Raw genomic sequence first — 16,616 nt, forward strand, 5'->3', positions numbered from 1 at the left:
GATTGATGCTACAGGTACATGGCTCCGCCATAAGGCCAGTAGTAACCGTCCTGTATTGAATGCTTTTTTATAAATGTTATGAGATCTCTATAGCTGAGATGGAGAAAGGTGGCCGCTAATTAAAGGACTTTCTGAATACGTTGGGTGAAAGATTTGTATAGCGCTTAAATAGCTTGTTAAAAGACTGTGGATGCTCAAATCCCAGCTGATAAGCAACTTCTGAAATATGGAGCCGGGTAGTGCTTAAAATCACTTTAGCCTGTTCAATTAACCTGTCATGGATATGTTGCTGCGCAGTTTGGCCTGTCAATGATCTGAGCATATCCGTCAGATATCTTGGTGAAACATTGAGATGTGTGGCTACCTCCACCACAGTCGGGATACCGCTCCGCTGATCAGCAAAACGGCCTGCCAGGTAGGTATCCATTTGACTGATGAGATCCTGGTTAACCGCCTTGCGGGTAAGGAATTGCCGGTTGTAAAAGCGGTTACTGTAGTTAAGCAGCAATTCGATCTGAGACACCAGTACATCCTGGCTAAAGGCATCAATATTATTATCTAATTCGGCGGCAATATTTTCAAACAGGCCCGCTATTACTTTTTTCTCTTTGTCTGAAAGGAATAAAGCTTCGTTCACCGCATAGTTAAAGAAGCCATATTGCTGAATATGCTTTCCCAGCTGATAGTTCCGGATCAGGTCCGGATGGAAAAACAGGTTATACCCCTGATAGCAGTCTTCATCTATGGTTGTTGTTATAAGTTGATTGGGCGCCAGAAAAGCCAGGCTGCCTCCTGTAAAATCGTAGTAACCTTGTCCGTATTTTACCTGCCCTTTAAAATCTTTCTTAAAAGAGATCTTATAAAAATCGATCAGCAACTTGTGTCCACCGGTTTCAGGAATGGTACGGTTTACATCATAATTCACCAATGCCACTAAAGGATGCAGTGGCTCCGGCAGATCCATGTCCCGCATAAACTCAGGAATACTTTTATAGATGGTGGGCTGTATTGCTTTCATGACTTTGCTTATGTTATGAGTGATCCGGTGTGTATGGCAGTTTTTCTGCATTCACATAACAAAGGTCAGTAAAAAGGGGGAGGAAAAGTTAGCCTGGATTGTAAAAAATGTAGCCTGAATTACCGGGGAGGGAAAACAGGTACTTGATTCATTGTTAAAATAAAATACCCCACAAAAGTGGGGTACGCTTAAGGTTATTATGTTTAACACTATTTCGTTTTTAACAGTTCAATTGGAAATGGATGCTCTTTCAGCATGTGTCTAGCCTGTTCTATTTTTTTTATAATAAAGGGGCTGTTTCGAACTGCTTCCTCCGAAACTGATAATTTCCCCACTGCTGGTTTTTCCCTTTTATCCAGGGATTTTGAATGCTTTGTAGACATATTCTCCTGTTTAATCAAATTTACTTTTTTTTCTTATCACTAAAAATGCTCCATAATTCTTTCCTGATTCAAATTTACGCCATATCCCATCATCGTATCCGTAAACATCAAAAAAATCTTCTATTTCTTCTCTGGCGGCATTGATACCCATCTGGTATAACCTTGTTCGTGCTGGTGTACTGCCTTTTGCATACACTGCAATATCACCTATGTGTGTCATTATATCAAGTACTGTATTCGCTACAGTTGATAACACCTTGTTTCTGTCAGCGTTATTTGAAATGGTTAGATCATTTATTATATTTTCGTTTTCATTCCAATCACCAAAGGCCAGGTTGTAGATCGGTGTTCCATCAATCCAATCTCCAATTTCATAATAATCGATAACTTTCTTAATAGTACCGTTAGGTCCCTGGCTTTCAAATTCGAATCTGGAAAAGGTTTCATCTGTGATATAAGGATATTTCTCTCTTTTCATAGTGACCGTGAAATTAGGCTGATAGTTCAATTTTGAACTATTCATTTTCGTTCATTTCTATTTCACATATTCATTTTAGCTAAATAGATCTGTGAGGAAATTATATCGTCCATTATAAGCAAAAAAGGATAGCATTTATGCTACCCTTTTTTGTCGTGATGACAATGGCGTTGCCATTATAATATTATCTTGGTCTTAATAATTCGATCGGAACTGGATGCTCTTTTAAGCTGCGTTTGGCCTGTTCTATTTTTTTGTTGAGAAAGCTACTTCTACGCAAATCTTCTTCTGAGAAGCTTAGCTTTCCAATCACTGGTTTCTGCCTTTCTTTAAAAATTTTACTAGTCTCTAATGACATATTTTTCTTTCTTTTCATTTTAAAATATTGCCATAATGATTTATAACGTCTAATACTGTACTTGCTACCGTAGCCAAAACCTTGTCCCGATCGGCATTATTTGAAATTGTCAGATCACCAACAATCCTCAAGGTATCATCCCAATCACCGAAACCCAAGTTAAGAATAGGAGTTCCATCTGGCAGTTTCCCTATTTCATTGTATTCAACAACTTTCTTGATTTGTCCGTTCGGACCAGAACTTTCAAATTCGAAGTTAGCGTGGCTTTTATTGGTCTTAAATGAATACTTCTCTTTGTTCATAACGCTGACGAAAGTATGTTTTTTGCAATAAGTACTTTTGTTCATCTTTATTCATTTTTTAGATCGCCACGAGTATGCAGGAAAGTTAAGTAGGAAAGTGCAACGGTTAGGCGTTCTTTACGAATTGGCGAGATCTTAAATGCAGCGGGCGGATGTTTATATAACCGGATAACAGAGCAATTAACAAAAAAATTTGGTTGTTTTTTTAAAGCTTATTAATTTATAAAACATTTCGGGATGTAGCGCAGCCCGGTAGCGCGCTTCGTTCGGGACGAAGAGGCCGCAAGTTCGAATCTTGTCATCCCGACAGGAAATCTTCGCAAATTGCCATTGTAATTCTACTATAGAAATTGCAGCTACTTATGCAGGGAAATTTCTTACATTCGTATTTAATTCAGCATAAATATGAACCTCATTTATTTATCCCTGCCAGCTGTTGTCATTCTGGATATTTATATCTGGACATGGATCGCCGGATTACTATCCGCGCCGAGCGATCTTGCAGTATTCGGAGGGATTGTTTGCATTTTCGTAATCCTCACACTACACTACGCGCTATATAAGCTATTAAAATCCAAACTTAAATTATGAAGAAACGATCTATTATTCTGATGGTCATTGTTGTTGTGATCGTCCCTATATTCTGTATGATGTGCTGTACCAGGATCGATGCAGGACACGAAGGCATTAGAGTAAAGCAATACGGCAGCGATAAAGGAGTGCAGGACATTTCCCTGGTAACGGGAAGGGTGTGGTATAATCCACTGACGGAATCAGTGTATGAATTCCCCATCTTTGTACAGACTGCCGATTACAATCCTTTTACCGTAAACGCAAAAGACGGATCTGTATTTACAGTTGATCCTACTATTACCTTCCGTGTTATTCCAGGTAAAAGCCCTGAGATCTTTAAAAAGTATCGCAAAGGAATAGATGAAATAACAAAAGCAACATTATACAACTATGTACGCGATGCATTTCGTATCCAGTTCAATAAATATACGACCGATAGTATGATCAGCAGCCGGGAGACCTTTGAAAATTCCGTGCAGCAGCAGCTGACGTCTTCCTTGCTGAAAGAAGGTTTCGATCTGGAACAAATGACCAGTGGTATCCAGTATCCGGAAACGATCACTCAGGCGATCGATGCAAAGAACAGGGCAGTGCAGCAGGCAATGCAGGTAGAAAATGAACTGAGGGTAACAGAAGCCAACGCTAAAAAACTGATCATACAGGCAGAGGCCGAAGCAAAGGCAAATTTGCTCCGTCAGCAATCTTTGACTCCACTGCTTATACAGCAGCAGTTCATCGAAAAATGGGACGGAAAAACGCCTTTATACGGCAATTCTCCTACGTTCTTCAAAAATGTTCAATAATAAAGAAGGCGTCCGATACAAACCGGACGCCTTTTTTAGCCTATCAGATATCTTAGTTTCTGAACATTGATACAACTAAAGCCTCATCCACTCTGAAAACTGCCATAGGATCATCCTTGTCTGCTTTATGCGGTATTACTTTTGTATGTACCAGTATCTGCAGATTACCTTTGGTATACAGACCGAGATCTCCTTCACTTTTTTCAGTGCTGTCAGCATCTGTACGGGCATCCTTCTTAAAACCGGCATTGCGTATGTCTGCTGCCATGCTCATGAAGTTTTCACCCATAGCAACGTAGGTAATGCGAACACGTGGCTCTGCGCTGAAGAATGTTTTTTTACCTTCATTAACATAAGTAGAGCTGTCATCATCACTCATTGTCCAGCGGTAGCTGATCTTGTTCAACGCAGGCAGGATACTGTCGCCCGGCATTTCCAGTATTTTGGTCATATCGGTAACGGTCAGTTTTCTGCTCTTGAAACCTAAAAGGTCCTCCACCATTTCATCGCCCAATAAGATCTTCATCAATGACGGATGTTTAGTGGAGTAGATCACTTCTACATGCTGTCCCTTGCTGGCCGCATCATATTGATCGTTGTCTACTTCCTTTTGCCTGCGTACATGTTTTCCTTTTTTAGTGTAGTAGGAGACAGTCAGTGCGTAGGTACTACTTTTAGAGCTTTTCTTGTAATAACCGTCTACAATTGTAGCAGGTACTCTTTCACCAAATTCTCTCAGTTCATCGTTTTCGAGTTTGGTGTAGTGCATACAGAATACGACCATCAGGACAATGTTTGCCGGAATGCATACAAACGCCATCTTGTGATACCATTGTTTGGGGTGTCTGTCCCATTCAGTGATCTCCTCCATATCGGTGAAGTTGGCAAATAACTGCACCATAAAAACAAAGCATAAAATACCTCCTATGATGGCCAGCATGATAGGCATAGACACATACATCTCGGTCGGCATCCAGCTATAAAAGGTCAGGAATGTAAGTAGGAGCAGTACGCCCCAGGTAATTCTTCTGTTCATATGTATAGGGTTGTAGTGTATAGTTGACAGATTTGTGTCGTAGTAATAAGCTGTTCGCAGTCAATGTATTGTCCCAGGCTATCGTAAACTAACTGCAAATATACATTTTTTAATATATGAAGTTCCCCTGCCGGCTTTTTAAATTATTATTTTATTAACTATTTTAATGTATTTTACAAAAGAACACGATTGAAAGCCTCTGTAGTAGCTTGTTTTGGTTTAGGTGATGATAATGAAATAGTTAGCCATTGACGCATATCTATACCTGAAAGACGATTCCCTATAATTATAAATCTGATGCCAAAATTTTTACTACTACCCTCATTCCTGTTATTGTTTCATAGTCAGTTATTTGCACAATTTGCAGACGAAGGAACAGGAACTCTGAAGAACATTGTGTGGTGGCTGGACTGGGCAAATATGACGATTGAAGACGGAGCAACCAAAACGTTTACAACCGCGGACGGATTAACGATCACCGCTACGTTCTCCGGCGTTACCGGAACACCGTTGGCGCCTAAGATCATGAACACATGGAGTGGCGCAGTGTTGAAGAATCATTATAACTTCTCGGACCTGGCTATCCAGCCTGCATTATTTGCTCCGAATAACTTTAATAACAGCCAGTTTACGATAAGTCTGCAAGCCACGCGGAGAGGGAGACCGGTTGCTTTTACACTGGTAGCCAGTGATGCAGAAGCATGTAATTCCCTGGAAATACTTGTATTGAAGACAACATCCGGTAACTGGCGGACCCTGGAATTCTTCAAAAATTCATCGCAGGTAAACAATCCAACTACCGGATGCGGTACACAAACGATCAATATCTCTGAGACATACGGCGGCGTTCCCGGCGTCGGACAATTGCCTGTCATGGCTACGGATGTTCCTTCAACGGGAACGGTAACCGTGGACGTAGGTCTGTTGAGGACCACACACGGCAGCAGTGCCGTGGCTTTTGGCATTATCGCTGCCGTTGATGAGGGTGATCTTCCTGCCACTTATGGCTATGCTTCTCATCAACTGGTATATACTACACAGAATCCTTGTAGCAACGGTGTGCCTCTGCCTGTCACATCCCTGTCAGGCGATCTGAAACTAGGTAGTATTGCCGGTGATGCGGACTCTCCGGGTATGACTGACGATAATGTGAACGGACAGGACGAAGAAGCAGTGACTGCCTTCCGCGATTATAATGGCAATGGCAGTTACGACGTAACTGTTCCGCTGAGCAATACTACAGGTAAAACCGCCTACCTCACAGGTTGGTTTGATTATAACAGGAACGGTGTTTTTGATACGAACGAATCTGCTACAACTACTGTACCTCCCAATGCTACTGTCGCTATTTTGAACTGGACTTCGCTGCCAGGCGGTTTCGTTTCAGGAAGGGTGCAGCAATTTGGATTCAGGTTCCGTTTATCTACCGATCAACAGGCGCTTAGAATACCTACTGGCTTCGCGCCGGATGGAGAAGTTGAGGATTATCTTGTTAGCATTAAATCGCCCTGCTCCGCAAATATTAATACGCTTGCTAACATGGTGCTCTGCGCAGGGAAACCGGCCCAGTTAAATGCGAGTGGCGGCATCCGGTATAAATGGACGCCTGCTACCGGACTATCGGCCGATTCAATTCCTGACCCGGTTGCAACACCAATGAACACAACTACATATACTGTAAGCGGCGTGGATGCTTCAGGTTGTCCGGGTTCAGCTACACTGACGATCTATGTTAATCCATCTCCTGTGTTCACCAAAAGAAGCGATACCGCTATATGCGCCGGTAACAGCCTGCAACTATCAGCAATTTCTGATGTACCTGCTACTTACAGCTGGTGGCCCGATTCTTCGTTGGACAGAAGTACGGTGCCTACCCCCGTCGCTACGCCATCGTCAACCACCAGTTATACAGTAACAGCTACGACAATATATGGCTGCAGCAGTAAATCCGCAATCAATATCACGGTCAATCCTGCGCCGGATATGAGAGTAATACCAGATACGCCTGTAGTATGCCTGGGCCAGTCTGTTGAGATCCTGGCGAGAGGCGCTGATGTTTTTGAGTGGTATACAGATACTGATTCGTTGCTAACCACTAACGCGCTGATCAGGGTAGCGCCCATGTATGACTCTACGTTCAAGATCTATATGGAGCATCATACCTGTGCCGTATCAGATACTTTTCTTGTACCGGTGAAAGTGTATGACCTTCCTGTTACATCAGTGGCTAAATCAGGTGATGTAGATTGCGCACATCCGGAAATTTTACTGGAAGCGACAGGCGGAGTTTATTACAACTGGCAGCCTGTAGTTGGTATGGTTAACAACCTGGTGGCAAACCCTGTAGCATCTCCGCTGAAGACCACTACCTATGAAGTGACTGTGATGGACGAACATGGCTGTACACAGGTAGAAACGATCACCGTGAATGTGGATATTGATCTGGCATTTACACGGTATCCTATTCCCACAGCTTTTACGCCTAATGGTGATGGAATGAATGACTGTTTCGGATTAAAGTTCTGGGGAGCAACAAATACGTTCGAATTCAGTGTGTTCAACAGGATAGGCAATCTGGTGTTTACTACACGTTATCCCGGTGAATGCTGGGATGGGACCTTTAAAGGAATGCCACAACCGGCGGGTTCCTACGTTTACATGATAAAAGCGAAAACGATCTGCGGTGATGTGTTGAGGAAAGGCACGGTAGTATTGGCACGTTAAAAAAATGAGGCCATCCGCCATGGCGGACAGCCTCTCCTGTATATAGCGCTGGTTAACTTACTGACTGATACCTAAACGCCTTTCTATTTCCGAGGGTTTGAAGTCTGCAATTTTGAAAGGATTAGCGCCGGTATTAAACACATATTCCGCCGTATTAAAGCCACTATCCGGCGTAAACAGGAGGTAGAAGTACTTCATTGTTTCCGCAAAGAAATACATAGGTAATTCATTATGCTGTTGTTTGCTTCGCACGTCTGTCACCGATGAAAAGGCCGTAGCTGTTTTACAGTATTTCAGTATATCGTTGTAATATTGTTTCCCCATCTGGAGGTAGCTGGTATCCTTTGTATAATCGTACAGGTACCAGGCAGATTCTACGATCTCAGCATTCAACTCATAAGATGAAGAGTAGGGGACCTTTTTGCGATAATCATAGATCATTGGTTCGAGCCCGTACCGTTTCCAGAGATCATTCCAGGTGCGCTGGAGTTTGGCCGCTGTTTCAGCATCATCATCAATGCATAGTAACGCAGGGAAGAACGCATCGTAAAGGGTCACCGCGCTATTCCTCATTTCGCCTGAATACATGTCTGTTTTTCTGTACCATAGCGCCGTATCGTTTTCTTCTGCATCATACTTATGAACGGCTGTAATGGTCTGTTCCCACATCTGTTTGATCTCGGGATCTTTGAACAGGAGCCAGGTCTTCAACAGGTATTCGTAATAAACATCTCCGCCAGCGCCAATAAAACTGACTGTTTCCAGCCATTCACCGGTTTCATTATTGATCACATTTCCAACAAGGTTGATCGGCGATCGTCTTCCATACACAGCGAGCGTCGCCTTCTTCGCCGCCTGATAATATTTCCGGTCCTTTGTGTAATAACTCAGGATGCCCATTTCAAAAGTATAAGCCGCTGCTTCGGCGGTGTTCATCTTTTCTCCTCTTGCCTTACCGGTTTTCAGATTAACCCAGTAATAGGGAATACCTGTCGGAGATTTGAAAGCCTGTAACAACCGGTCGCCCAGATCTTTTGACTGTTCCAATACCTTTGGATTGTGTGTGTAGGAATACATGGCAAGCAATCCCCCCAGTACACGTTTGTTCATGTCAAAGGTCTTCACATATATATCTGTATTAAAACGGCAGCTGTCAGTAATATACTTCTCGATCTCTTTGGCCTGTTTCTGAAGGCCCATCACTTTCATCGTGCTGTATGCGTCAACCGGAGAGATATGCAACGGTTGTTCATACCAGTCCTTATACTGTTTAGTCAGCGGCAGTAATACATCATGCCCCCAGGCGTATCGTTTATAGGTATCCCAGGCCTTTACAAATTCCTGTTTTACACTATTCGACAGGTCCGCTGTCTGGGCTTTCATAGGTAGGTAGGTGATCATGGCTGCGGCAGCCAGGATGCATTTTTTCATCGGATACTAAATTATAGCCTGCAAAATTAATAAAGCGCTCATACTATTGCGCTAACAGATATATTTTTTACGGTATAACGATCTATGACATGCGCTGATGCCGTTCGCGGTATTGTGAAGGCGTTTGCTGATAGATAGCCTGGAATTGTTTGTAGAAGTGTCCGAGGTTATTAAAACCACAATCGTGGCAGATACTCTTAATAGGGGCGTTAGTGATCGCTAATTGCCTGGCTGCGAATTGCATACGTAACTCCGCTACTAATGTGGACAAGGTTTTATCATAACATTTGCGGACGGTCCTGTTAACATAGTCAATGTTACGGCCGCAGATAGAGGCAAAACCACGTGCGCCCAGACGAAAGATGTCCGGTTGTGCCGGAAACTGCTGCACCGCGTTATTCAGCCAGGCTGGAATGTCCTGGTTATCAGGTTGGTTTTCGGTAGGCAATAACAATTTAAAAAGAGATAACAGGAAACTGTCCAGGTAGACGGGGGAGCTTTGATGTTTCCAGATCTTCTCCGCCAGGTGGGTCACATTACGTAACACGGTGACGTCGAGTGAGGCCTGATAGGGAAGAGGTCCTTTTTTCCAGAAGAAGTCTTCCGTTTCGCTGAAGTACCTTTTACGGAAATACTGTACCGTTTTGATCGGAAAAGCCAGGTTCATCATGGTGATGCCTTGCCGGTTGGAAATGAAGGTATGCTGATCCTCAGGGCGCATCATTACCAGGTCGCCCGTATTGAGGGGCATTTTTTTCCCGTTAATGAGGTGAGTGCCACTACCATGTTCGATCCAGAATATTTCAGCGTAATCGTGATTATGCAGGGATATATCATCACGCGAGAAGATCTTCACCCGTGCGAGGTGGAATATCTCGCCCCCGGTAATAAAGTGGCGTAGTAAAAACTTAGTAACTTTCATAACTTGTCCCCGACTGGCTTAAAGTTAGCATTTTTTTATGCAGATGTGCCTGGCGGAGAGGAAGTCGGACCGAATAGTATTTAAACGAGGGATGGGGCTACCCCATAAGTCTTTTTGAAGGCGAAGGAAAAATGGGAGAGATCTTCAAACCCTACTTCCAGGTATACGTCTGATGGCTTTTTCTTTTTTTCCTTGATCTGGAAATAGGCTTCCTGTAATCTTTTCTGTTGCAACCAGCGACTGGGGGAAGCGTGAAAGATCTTCTCAAAATCCCGCTTGAACGTGGCCAGGCTTCTGCCTGTTAAATAAGCAAAACGCCTGAGGTCCACATTAAATCTGTAGTGCCTGTTCATGAATTCCTCAAGATCAATTTTCCCGGGCTCACTAAAGTCGAACAGCAAATTTTTAACATCGGGCGTCTGATGGAGCAGGAGTAATAATGCCTCCCGTTGTTTCAGAACAGCCAGTTCATTGTTGATCTGTAAATGATGATATGGGGCCAGCGATTCAAAATAAGCTTTAAACAGGCTATCCGCGGCAAATTGTATAAAGGGAGTACCCTGATAAGGGCCGGACGCAATTGTGTCATTTTCGGCGCTATAATCGCGAAGGAATGATTGCTCCAGGAAGATGCTGAATGACTTCATTTCGCCACCTGGCCCGGGGTATTTCATGACCCTGGTGAGCAGGTTCCTTTTGATGAAAAGTGTTTGACCAGGCATCAGTTCATGCCGCCCGTCAGCGGTGTAAAATGCCACGCTGCCTGCAATAACATGGGTCAGCACATGCTCCGGTACACATTGCTCAGACTCATTGTGCCGGCTGGTATAACAGGAGTATAAGAAATTTGATATAACCGGTTCCGGATTGACCATGATTATCAGCTTTTTAGCAAAGGTACACCTTCCATGTATAGCTTGCTTTGTTCATTGGCTCAAATATTGTTTGCTAGAAAGCTCAATGTAGCAGGCGTCAACTTACTCAGCTACACGAATCGAACGGTAACGCTGCTACGTGATATAATACATTAACGCTAAAAGAGTTATCTTTATAAGTATATATCTTTTTTTAACCCACTAGATTGTTGCGTATGTTATCAATGACGAGAAAAAACATCAGGATCACCCCGGATTTTAAAAGAGTAATTCCCCGCTTTTTTAATTCAGGAAATGAACGTTCTCTCCAGATCATTAACAAGGTTGTGGATATGCCGGAAGAGGTAGTGTGTAATGTGCTTGGCGGAGTATTGAGAGAGTTTTCGTGCAGGTACAAGGATATCAATATCGTCTTTGAAAACCATTATAGCAGGATCAGTCATCTCGTGCCTCCCGGGATGACAGTGACCAGGGAACGGCAACATTTACTGGGCGCCTATTTTACGATGGAATACTCCCTCGAAGCGGCTGCGCTATTTAATCCTTCTGTGGTGGAAGCGCCCGATCAGGGAGGTATGAAACCGGGCGAAAAAAGAGTGATCGTAAGTTTCAGGGCTACGGGCGAAAGTCATATTTCTTCGATAGAGTTCAGGGAAGGCGTTCTGGACAAAGATTGTAATATTCACCTCGATCCGCCGGCGCGGTTCCTGACAGAAGGCAAGCTGACCAACGAGAAGCGGAACGATAAGGAGCATTTTGCCCAGCAGTTGACACAGCTACGTTTGCCGGAAGATCTGCATGTGGGTATTTTACATCAGCTGACCGACGAGTTTACATATTCTGAGATAGACATTGTTTTGCGCTCCCTGCTGCGGGCAGTTAAAGATCCTTCAGATCAGCAGAATATGAAACAACATGTGCTTGAACTGGTTGATGCCAATTATGAACTGCATTTTCCCGATCATACAGGGCTCTCGGAACGTGTTATTTTTCCGGTAACATACACAGAGAAGAATGGTATTGAAGACGCCCGCTTCGTGAAGTTTATAGAAGAGGAAGGCTCCTGTACGTATTACGCTACCTACACCGCTTATGATGGATCATTCATCCTGCCGAAGCTGATCCGGACCTGCGATTTCAAACACTTTGAGGTCTCGCCGTTGTATGGGAAAGGTGCTGTGAATAAGAACCTGGCGCTTTTCCCGAAAAAGATCAAAGGGAAATATGCTATGTTATCCCGCATTGACGGAGTAAATAATTACATCATGTTCTCTGATGATCTTTACGAATGGCAGGAACCCATCTTATTACAGAAACCGAAATATCCCTGGGAGTTTGTACAGATAGGCAACGCCGGTTCTCCGCTGTTGACAGAGAAGGGATGGCTGATCATTTCTCACGGAGTAGGCCCGATGCGCAAATATTGCCTGGGTGCTACACTGTTTGACCTGGAAGACCCCACAAAGGAGCTGGGTAGATTGCAATATCCACTGCTGATGCCCAAAGAAGATGAGCGGGATGGATATGTGCCTAATGTCGTCTATTCCTGTGGCGCAATGATCCACGAGGGACAGGTGTTCATTCCTTATGCGGTATCGGACTATGCGTCTTCATTTGCCAGTGTGCCACTGGATAAATTACTGAAAGCTTTACTCAAGGATAGTCAGCAGTGAGCGACTATCCTCGAATATACTTCTATGTAGTGTGCTACCATTTGCTCCTGGCTGAAATGAGCCATTGAGTGAAGATGGCAGTCATGCCGGTTGATGTGTTGTATATTGGATACAGCTGTCACCGCCTCTTCGACGGTATTTACAAGAAAGCCGGTCGTTCCTTCAAGTATCAGTTCCTTCATTGCACCCCTGTTAAATGCAATGACAGGCGTACCGCACATCATGGCCTCTGCAATGCTCAATCCAAACGGCTCGTCAAACATAACAGGATGTAGCAAAGCGCTGGCATTGCCAAGTATCTGATCGCGTTCCGCCGGACCCACATTCCCTTTATAAATAACAGTGGTATCATTGATAAAAGGGGCCACTTTTTCCTTAAAATAATGCTCGTCCTGAATCAGTCCGCAGATGAGCAGTTGCATGTTCAGTTCTGCAGCAATCGCTATGGCGATATGTGTACCTTTCTCTGGATGGATCCTTCCAAAACTAAGCAGGTATTCTCCCGGCTTTTCCCTGAAAGAAAAAAGTGACTCATCGATCCCATTATATACCGTGTCTATATATGTCAGTTCCGGGCTACGATCGCTGTTGCTGATAGACACATAATGACTGGTATCATTGTATTTTTTGTATACCGGTATTATATCGGGAGAAGAGAAACCATGAATGGTCGTTACCATAGGAGTCGTGATCAGCCTTGAATATGTGAGCGGAAGGAAGTCAAAGTGGTTATGTATGAGATCAAATTCCCCAGCCCTCTCCATTAGTGCGGAAATATGTAGACATTCCCACACCTTGAAGTCTGCAGGCTTTTCTCCCAGTGGATGATCGCACACGGAAGATAGTTTTGCATTGGTGATGGAATCGCCGGTTGCGAAAAGCGTTACGTCGATACCTTTTTTGACAAGACCTTCTGTAAGAACGGATGTTACCTGTTCCCACGGCCCGTATTGACGGGGAGGAGTACGCCATACGATAGGGGAAAGAACGGCTATTTTCATTTACTTATCTAACATTTCAGAAACGGAAAAATAGGATATCCAGAGAGCGATGGTGCTTTCAGCACCCTGGTTCTCATTTACCCTGTCAGGCTGTAAGCCGTCAGCACAGCCGCCGGTGTCCTGGTCATATAATGGCAGTTGGAGAGCATTCTCACCCATGAACCACTGCCAGGAGCATACTCCTTTAGTGAGGAATTTCTTATTGCCGGTAACATGAAAGGCCTGGTGATAGAACAATACCATGGCCATTGCATCCAGCGGCTGTTGGTCAAACAATGCGGTGGTGCCGCCTTTACTGCTCCAGCCATTATTACCGACAGGATATAGTATGTTGTCACGGAAAACCTTTGTTTCAAGGAAACTGATGGCCTCCAACGCAGTATGCAGGTATTCTTCCTGCCGGGTGATCTCGTAGGCGTGCAGCAACGCCAGTGGTATCATTGCGTTATCGTATGTCAGCACTTCTTCGAACCATTTCCAATCTCTATCTGAATACCGCCGATACTCATGCACCAGTTTACCGGCCAGTTGTCCGACCCTGTCAAGCTGGTTTTCATGTGAATGATTAGACCCGATAAACAGGCATAGTCCGATCAGGCTGTTGGCCATACCTCGTAGAGAGATCAGGTTATCCATGTGCGGTGTGGCTTTCAGGAAGATCTCTTCCGCTGTTCTTATTGTAAGTGGGGAAGGGCCATAAGCTATCAGGTAACCCAGCGCCATCAATGTTCTGCCATAGGCATCTTCCGAGCCGCCATCTTTTACGATCTCTTTATTGTAATGCATGAAGTTGTGAAAATAGCCATCTTCCATTTGCATGTAATGGATGAAGCTCAGATATACGGACATTAATTTCAGTACCTCCGGGTATCTGTTGTGTTTCCATGCCATTACGGATAGTAACAGCGCGCGGGAATTGTCGTCAGTACAATAGCCTTCTTTCCTGTTGGGAATATTACGCAAGGCATGTTGTATGATTCCTGTGCTATCTGTCAGATTCAGTATGTGATCCGGGTTAAAAGAGGGCAGTGAGATCCTGCCCTGTCTAACGTCTTTTTTTTGAATGGTCTTTGTTGTCTGTAAATGCGGGTGCATGCTTTTCTTTTTAGTGAAACAATAGGCAAAGCCGTTTACAGTGCCACAATATTATTGTATGTAGGCGACTGTTTTTTCATCAGTTCATAGAACAGCATTGCATGTTTACGGGCTACGGTCCCCCATAGGGTGTTCCTCGTTTTCATAAAAGCTTTTTTTCCTATTTCTTGTCTTACCGCTTCATTCCGCAGAAGATAGATGGCGTTATTGGCCAGTGCCTCTTCGTCGCCCGATGCTATGATAATACCGGTATTGTCTTCTAACATTTCATTAGCCAATACAAAGGCATTTGAAATGATCGGGCAACCTGCACTCATGGCATACATGAACGTACCGCTCATCGCCTGGTTCGGGTCTTTGGAAGTAAAGAGGTAAATATCGGTCAGTGACAGATAGTTCAGTAGCTGATCTGTCGGAATGAATTCGTTGACAAGTTTTACATTGTTAGTAAGATTGTTTTCTTCTATCAATCTTTGCAGACTTTCGCGGTATGCTTCTCCTTCTGCTTCCACTAAGTTGGGGTGAGTATTCCCCAGTATGACGTAAATAGCATCCGGAAATTCCGCAGCAATTTTCACCATTGCTTTAATGCCTAACTCAATTCCTTTGTTAGGACTAAGCAATCCGAAGGTGGTCAGGATCTTTTTCTGCTGCATATTATACCTGCTCTTCAGATCCACTCTGTTTGAAGCAGGGATCGGATGGGTGCCATGAGGGATGATTGCAAGTTTATCCTGCTCAATGTTATAATCGTCCACCAAAAGCCTGTGGGAATGACGGGTCATCACCATTACTTTATCTGCCAGCAGGCAAATGCTCCTTACCAGCTTCAACCTTTGTTCATCAGGCTCTGGCAATACTGTATGGAAACGGATAATGAAAGGCTTTGTGAGCAGGGAAAGGAAGGCCAGTACATATTCGCCCATATTTCCTCCAAAAAGCCCGAATTCGTGCTCTATGCAAACGATCTTAATGGCCGGATTCTGATTGATGGCCTCTGCGCCTGCTATACAGGAATTCAGCCGGCAACCGTCCATCACCATTGTAACAGGGGCGTTATACAGATCTGTGTTGGCTCTTTTATCCAGGGCACAAATACTAATATCAAACTCGTGCGTTAACAGACGGGTCAGTTCATTGGTGAGATCGGCAGTAAAGGTGGCAATGCCACATTTACGCGGAGGGTATGTACCCACAAAGAGAACCTCTGGCTTCATGTCAAATGTATCCATATCAAAGTTTTTAACGAAGTAGTAGCGGTAAATGGAACCGACAGTATTAAGGTGCGGGGATTAATAGGGCCGGGGTTCAAAGCTGTTTAGTGTCTTAGTTTTACCTACTTTAAGAATTACAAAAAGTGAACCAGATGAACTGGCACGCGGAAAGGGAAGATGTGATGATAATGCAGGATATCCGGATATTTTTACTATTTTCCTTGATAAAAAATGACCCTATGTCAAAACAAACCAGACGAGCGTTCCTTTCCGCAGCAGGTAAAACGGCTGCAGTGGCAGGTGTTGCTACATTGACAGGCAGTGCGGCAGCCATGGCGACACCACCAGCCGAAAAAGTTTTTGTGCACCACGTATATTTCTGGCTGAATAATCCCGAAAGTCAGGAAGATAAAGCCAAACTTATCGCCGGGCTACAGAAGCTCGCGAAAAGCGCTAAAACGATCAAACAACACCATATCGGCACGCCTTCTACAACTAACCGTGACGTAATTGAACGGTCTTACCAGGTATCCTGGTTGCTGTTCTTCAAAAATAAGGCTGACCAGGATATCTATCAAACAGATCCCGCTCACCTGAAGTTTATTGAAGAATGTTCTTCCGTATGGAAGAAGGTGATCGTATACGACTCCGAAGATATTTAATGATACTTTGTATATTTGGATCAGCATGTCAGTCACGCCAAAGGCGCGGCTGACATTTGCAAGGATCT

The 16,616-nt window shown here is 44.0% G+C and carries 16 protein-coding genes and 1 tRNA gene; 5 read left to right on the forward strand and 12 right to left on the reverse strand.

Going from position 1 to position 16,616, the window contains the following annotated elements; all coding sequences use genetic code 11:
- Window positions 1-115 precede the first annotated feature (115 nt).
- The 5 genes from C7475_RS15250 to C7475_RS15270 form a co-directional block, all read right to left on the reverse strand.
- A complete protein-coding gene (locus tag C7475_RS15250) occupies window positions 116-1,018 on the reverse strand; it encodes an AraC family transcriptional regulator (RefSeq protein WP_110054252.1) in 903 nt (300 codons plus the stop codon).
- 209 nt (window positions 1,019-1,227) lie between these two features.
- The gene (locus tag C7475_RS32990; protein ID WP_158286511.1) at window positions 1,228-1,401 is read right to left on the reverse strand and encodes a hypothetical protein; all 174 of its coding nucleotides are present in this window, start codon (window positions 1,399-1,401) and stop codon (window positions 1,228-1,230) included.
- Between the two features lie 10 nt (window positions 1,402-1,411).
- On the reverse strand, window positions 1,412-1,879 hold the full coding sequence (locus C7475_RS15260) for a hypothetical protein (RefSeq protein WP_110054254.1): 468 nt from the start codon (window positions 1,877-1,879) through the stop codon (window positions 1,412-1,414).
- 184 nt (window positions 1,880-2,063) lie between these two features.
- Window positions 2,064-2,255, reverse strand: a complete 192-nt coding sequence (locus C7475_RS15265) for a hypothetical protein (RefSeq protein WP_110054255.1) — start codon at window positions 2,253-2,255, stop codon at window positions 2,064-2,066.
- Window positions 2,252-2,584, reverse strand: a complete 333-nt coding sequence (locus tag C7475_RS15270; protein ID WP_110054256.1) for a hypothetical protein — start codon at window positions 2,582-2,584, stop codon at window positions 2,252-2,254. The genes C7475_RS15265 and C7475_RS15270 overlap by 4 nt, the downstream gene beginning before the upstream one ends.
- 188 nt (window positions 2,585-2,772) lie before the next feature.
- Between C7475_RS15270 and C7475_RS15275 the strand changes: the two genes are divergently transcribed.
- Window positions 2,773-2,846 (forward strand) — tRNA-Pro (locus tag C7475_RS15275).
- Window positions 2,847-3,126: 280 nt separating this feature from the next.
- Window positions 3,127-3,915, forward strand: coding sequence for a prohibitin family protein (locus C7475_RS15285; protein WP_110054258.1), 789 nt, complete (start codon window positions 3,127-3,129; stop codon window positions 3,913-3,915).
- A gap of 52 nt (window positions 3,916-3,967) precedes the next feature.
- Here the strand turns inward: C7475_RS15285 and C7475_RS15290 are convergent, their stop codons facing one another.
- Window positions 3,968-4,951: a DUF3592 domain-containing protein gene (locus C7475_RS15290; RefSeq protein WP_110054259.1), complete on the reverse strand. Its 984-nt coding sequence runs from the start codon at window positions 4,949-4,951 to the stop codon at window positions 3,968-3,970.
- 297 nt (window positions 4,952-5,248) lie between these two features.
- On the opposite strand from C7475_RS15290, the gene C7475_RS15295 reads away from it, so the two are divergent.
- Window positions 5,249-7,675: a CshA/CshB family fibrillar adhesin-related protein gene (locus C7475_RS15295; RefSeq protein WP_110054260.1), complete on the forward strand. Its 2,427-nt coding sequence runs from the start codon at window positions 5,249-5,251 to the stop codon at window positions 7,673-7,675.
- Between the two features lie 57 nt (window positions 7,676-7,732).
- On the opposite strand, the gene C7475_RS15300 is transcribed toward C7475_RS15295, so the two are convergent.
- From C7475_RS15300 to C7475_RS15310, 3 genes are all read right to left on the reverse strand, one after another.
- Complete coding sequence (locus C7475_RS15300; protein WP_110054261.1) at window positions 7,733-9,106, reverse strand: glycoside hydrolase family 47 protein; 1,374 nt, start codon at window positions 9,104-9,106, stop codon at window positions 7,733-7,735.
- Window positions 9,107-9,188: 82 nt separating this feature from the next.
- Window positions 9,189-10,028: an AraC family transcriptional regulator gene (locus tag C7475_RS15305; protein ID WP_110054262.1), complete on the reverse strand. Its 840-nt coding sequence runs from the start codon at window positions 10,026-10,028 to the stop codon at window positions 9,189-9,191.
- Between the two features lie 80 nt (window positions 10,029-10,108).
- Window positions 10,109-10,903 (reverse strand): AraC family transcriptional regulator, encoded by a 795-nt coding sequence (locus C7475_RS15310; protein ID WP_110054263.1) that lies wholly within the window; start codon window positions 10,901-10,903, stop codon window positions 10,109-10,111.
- 224 nt (window positions 10,904-11,127) lie between these two features.
- On the opposite strand from C7475_RS15310, the gene C7475_RS15315 reads away from it, so the two are divergent.
- Window positions 11,128-12,576: a glycoside hydrolase family 130 protein gene (locus C7475_RS15315; protein ID WP_110054264.1), complete on the forward strand. Its 1,449-nt coding sequence runs from the start codon at window positions 11,128-11,130 to the stop codon at window positions 12,574-12,576.
- On the opposite strand, the gene C7475_RS15320 is transcribed toward C7475_RS15315, so the two are convergent.
- The 3 genes from C7475_RS15320 to C7475_RS15330 are packed head-to-tail and all read right to left on the reverse strand — an operon-like array spanning window position 12,567 to window position 15,904.
- Window positions 12,567-13,577 (reverse strand): glycosyltransferase family 4 protein, encoded by a 1,011-nt coding sequence (locus C7475_RS15320; protein ID WP_110054265.1) that lies wholly within the window; start codon window positions 13,575-13,577, stop codon window positions 12,567-12,569. The two genes, C7475_RS15315 and C7475_RS15320, sit on opposite strands and share 10 nt — an antisense overlap.
- Window positions 13,578-14,672 carry a glycosyltransferase gene (locus tag C7475_RS15325; protein WP_110054266.1) on the reverse strand — a complete coding sequence of 365 codons (1,095 nt, stop codon included), beginning with the start codon at window positions 14,670-14,672 and terminating at the stop codon, window positions 13,578-13,580.
- A 35-nt stretch (window positions 14,673-14,707) separates the two neighbouring features.
- Window positions 14,708-15,904 carry a glycosyltransferase gene (locus C7475_RS15330; protein WP_110054267.1) on the reverse strand — a complete coding sequence of 399 codons (1,197 nt, stop codon included), beginning with the start codon at window positions 15,902-15,904 and terminating at the stop codon, window positions 14,708-14,710.
- Between the two features lie 221 nt (window positions 15,905-16,125).
- Between C7475_RS15330 and C7475_RS15335 the strand changes: the two genes are divergently transcribed.
- The gene (locus C7475_RS15335; RefSeq protein ID WP_110054628.1) at window positions 16,126-16,548 is read left to right on the forward strand and encodes a Dabb family protein; all 423 of its coding nucleotides are present in this window, start codon (window positions 16,126-16,128) and stop codon (window positions 16,546-16,548) included.
- Window positions 16,549-16,616: the final 68 nt, after the last annotated feature.

It is taken from the genome of Chitinophaga sp. S165 (assembly GCF_003182155.1).
In the GTDB taxonomy this organism is placed as follows: domain Bacteria; phylum Bacteroidota; class Bacteroidia; order Chitinophagales; family Chitinophagaceae; genus Chitinophaga.

What these genes read in the sequence shown, in the direction of transcription:
- C7475_RS15250 (WP_110054252.1), bottom strand. Translation starts at nt 1,018, where the DNA reads ATGAAAGCAATACAGCCCACCATCTATAAAAGTATTCCTGAGTTTATG.
- C7475_RS32990 (WP_158286511.1), bottom strand. Translation starts at nt 1,401, where the DNA reads ATGTCTACAAAGCATTCAAAATCCCTGGATAAAAGGGAAAAACCAGCA.
- C7475_RS15260 (WP_110054254.1), bottom strand. Translation starts at nt 1,879, where the DNA reads ATGAAAAGAGAGAAATATCCTTATATCACAGATGAAACCTTTTCCAGA.
- C7475_RS15265 (WP_110054255.1), bottom strand. Translation starts at nt 2,255, where the DNA reads ATGAAAAGAAAGAAAAATATGTCATTAGAGACTAGTAAAATTTTTAAA.
- C7475_RS15270 (WP_110054256.1), bottom strand. Translation starts at nt 2,584, where the DNA reads ATGAACAAAAGTACTTATTGCAAAAAACATACTTTCGTCAGCGTTATG.
- C7475_RS15285 (WP_110054258.1), top strand. Translation starts at nt 3,127, where the DNA reads ATGAAGAAACGATCTATTATTCTGATGGTCATTGTTGTTGTGATCGTC.
- C7475_RS15290 (WP_110054259.1), bottom strand. Translation starts at nt 4,951, where the DNA reads ATGAACAGAAGAATTACCTGGGGCGTACTGCTCCTACTTACATTCCTG.
- C7475_RS15295 (WP_110054260.1), top strand. Translation starts at nt 5,249, where the DNA reads ATGCCAAAATTTTTACTACTACCCTCATTCCTGTTATTGTTTCATAGT.
- C7475_RS15300 (WP_110054261.1), bottom strand. Translation starts at nt 9,106, where the DNA reads ATGAAAAAATGCATCCTGGCTGCCGCAGCCATGATCACCTACCTACCT.
- C7475_RS15305 (WP_110054262.1), bottom strand. Translation starts at nt 10,028, where the DNA reads ATGAAAGTTACTAAGTTTTTACTACGCCACTTTATTACCGGGGGCGAG.
- C7475_RS15310 (WP_110054263.1), bottom strand. Translation starts at nt 10,903, where the DNA reads ATGGTCAATCCGGAACCGGTTATATCAAATTTCTTATACTCCTGTTAT.
- C7475_RS15315 (WP_110054264.1), top strand. Translation starts at nt 11,128, where the DNA reads ATGACGAGAAAAAACATCAGGATCACCCCGGATTTTAAAAGAGTAATT.
- C7475_RS15320 (WP_110054265.1), bottom strand. Translation starts at nt 13,577, where the DNA reads ATGAAAATAGCCGTTCTTTCCCCTATCGTATGGCGTACTCCTCCCCGT.
- C7475_RS15325 (WP_110054266.1), bottom strand. Translation starts at nt 14,672, where the DNA reads ATGCACCCGCATTTACAGACAACAAAGACCATTCAAAAAAAAGACGTT.
- C7475_RS15330 (WP_110054267.1), bottom strand. Translation starts at nt 15,904, where the DNA reads ATGGATACATTTGACATGAAGCCAGAGGTTCTCTTTGTGGGTACATAC.
- C7475_RS15335 (WP_110054628.1), top strand. Translation starts at nt 16,126, where the DNA reads ATGTCAAAACAAACCAGACGAGCGTTCCTTTCCGCAGCAGGTAAAACG.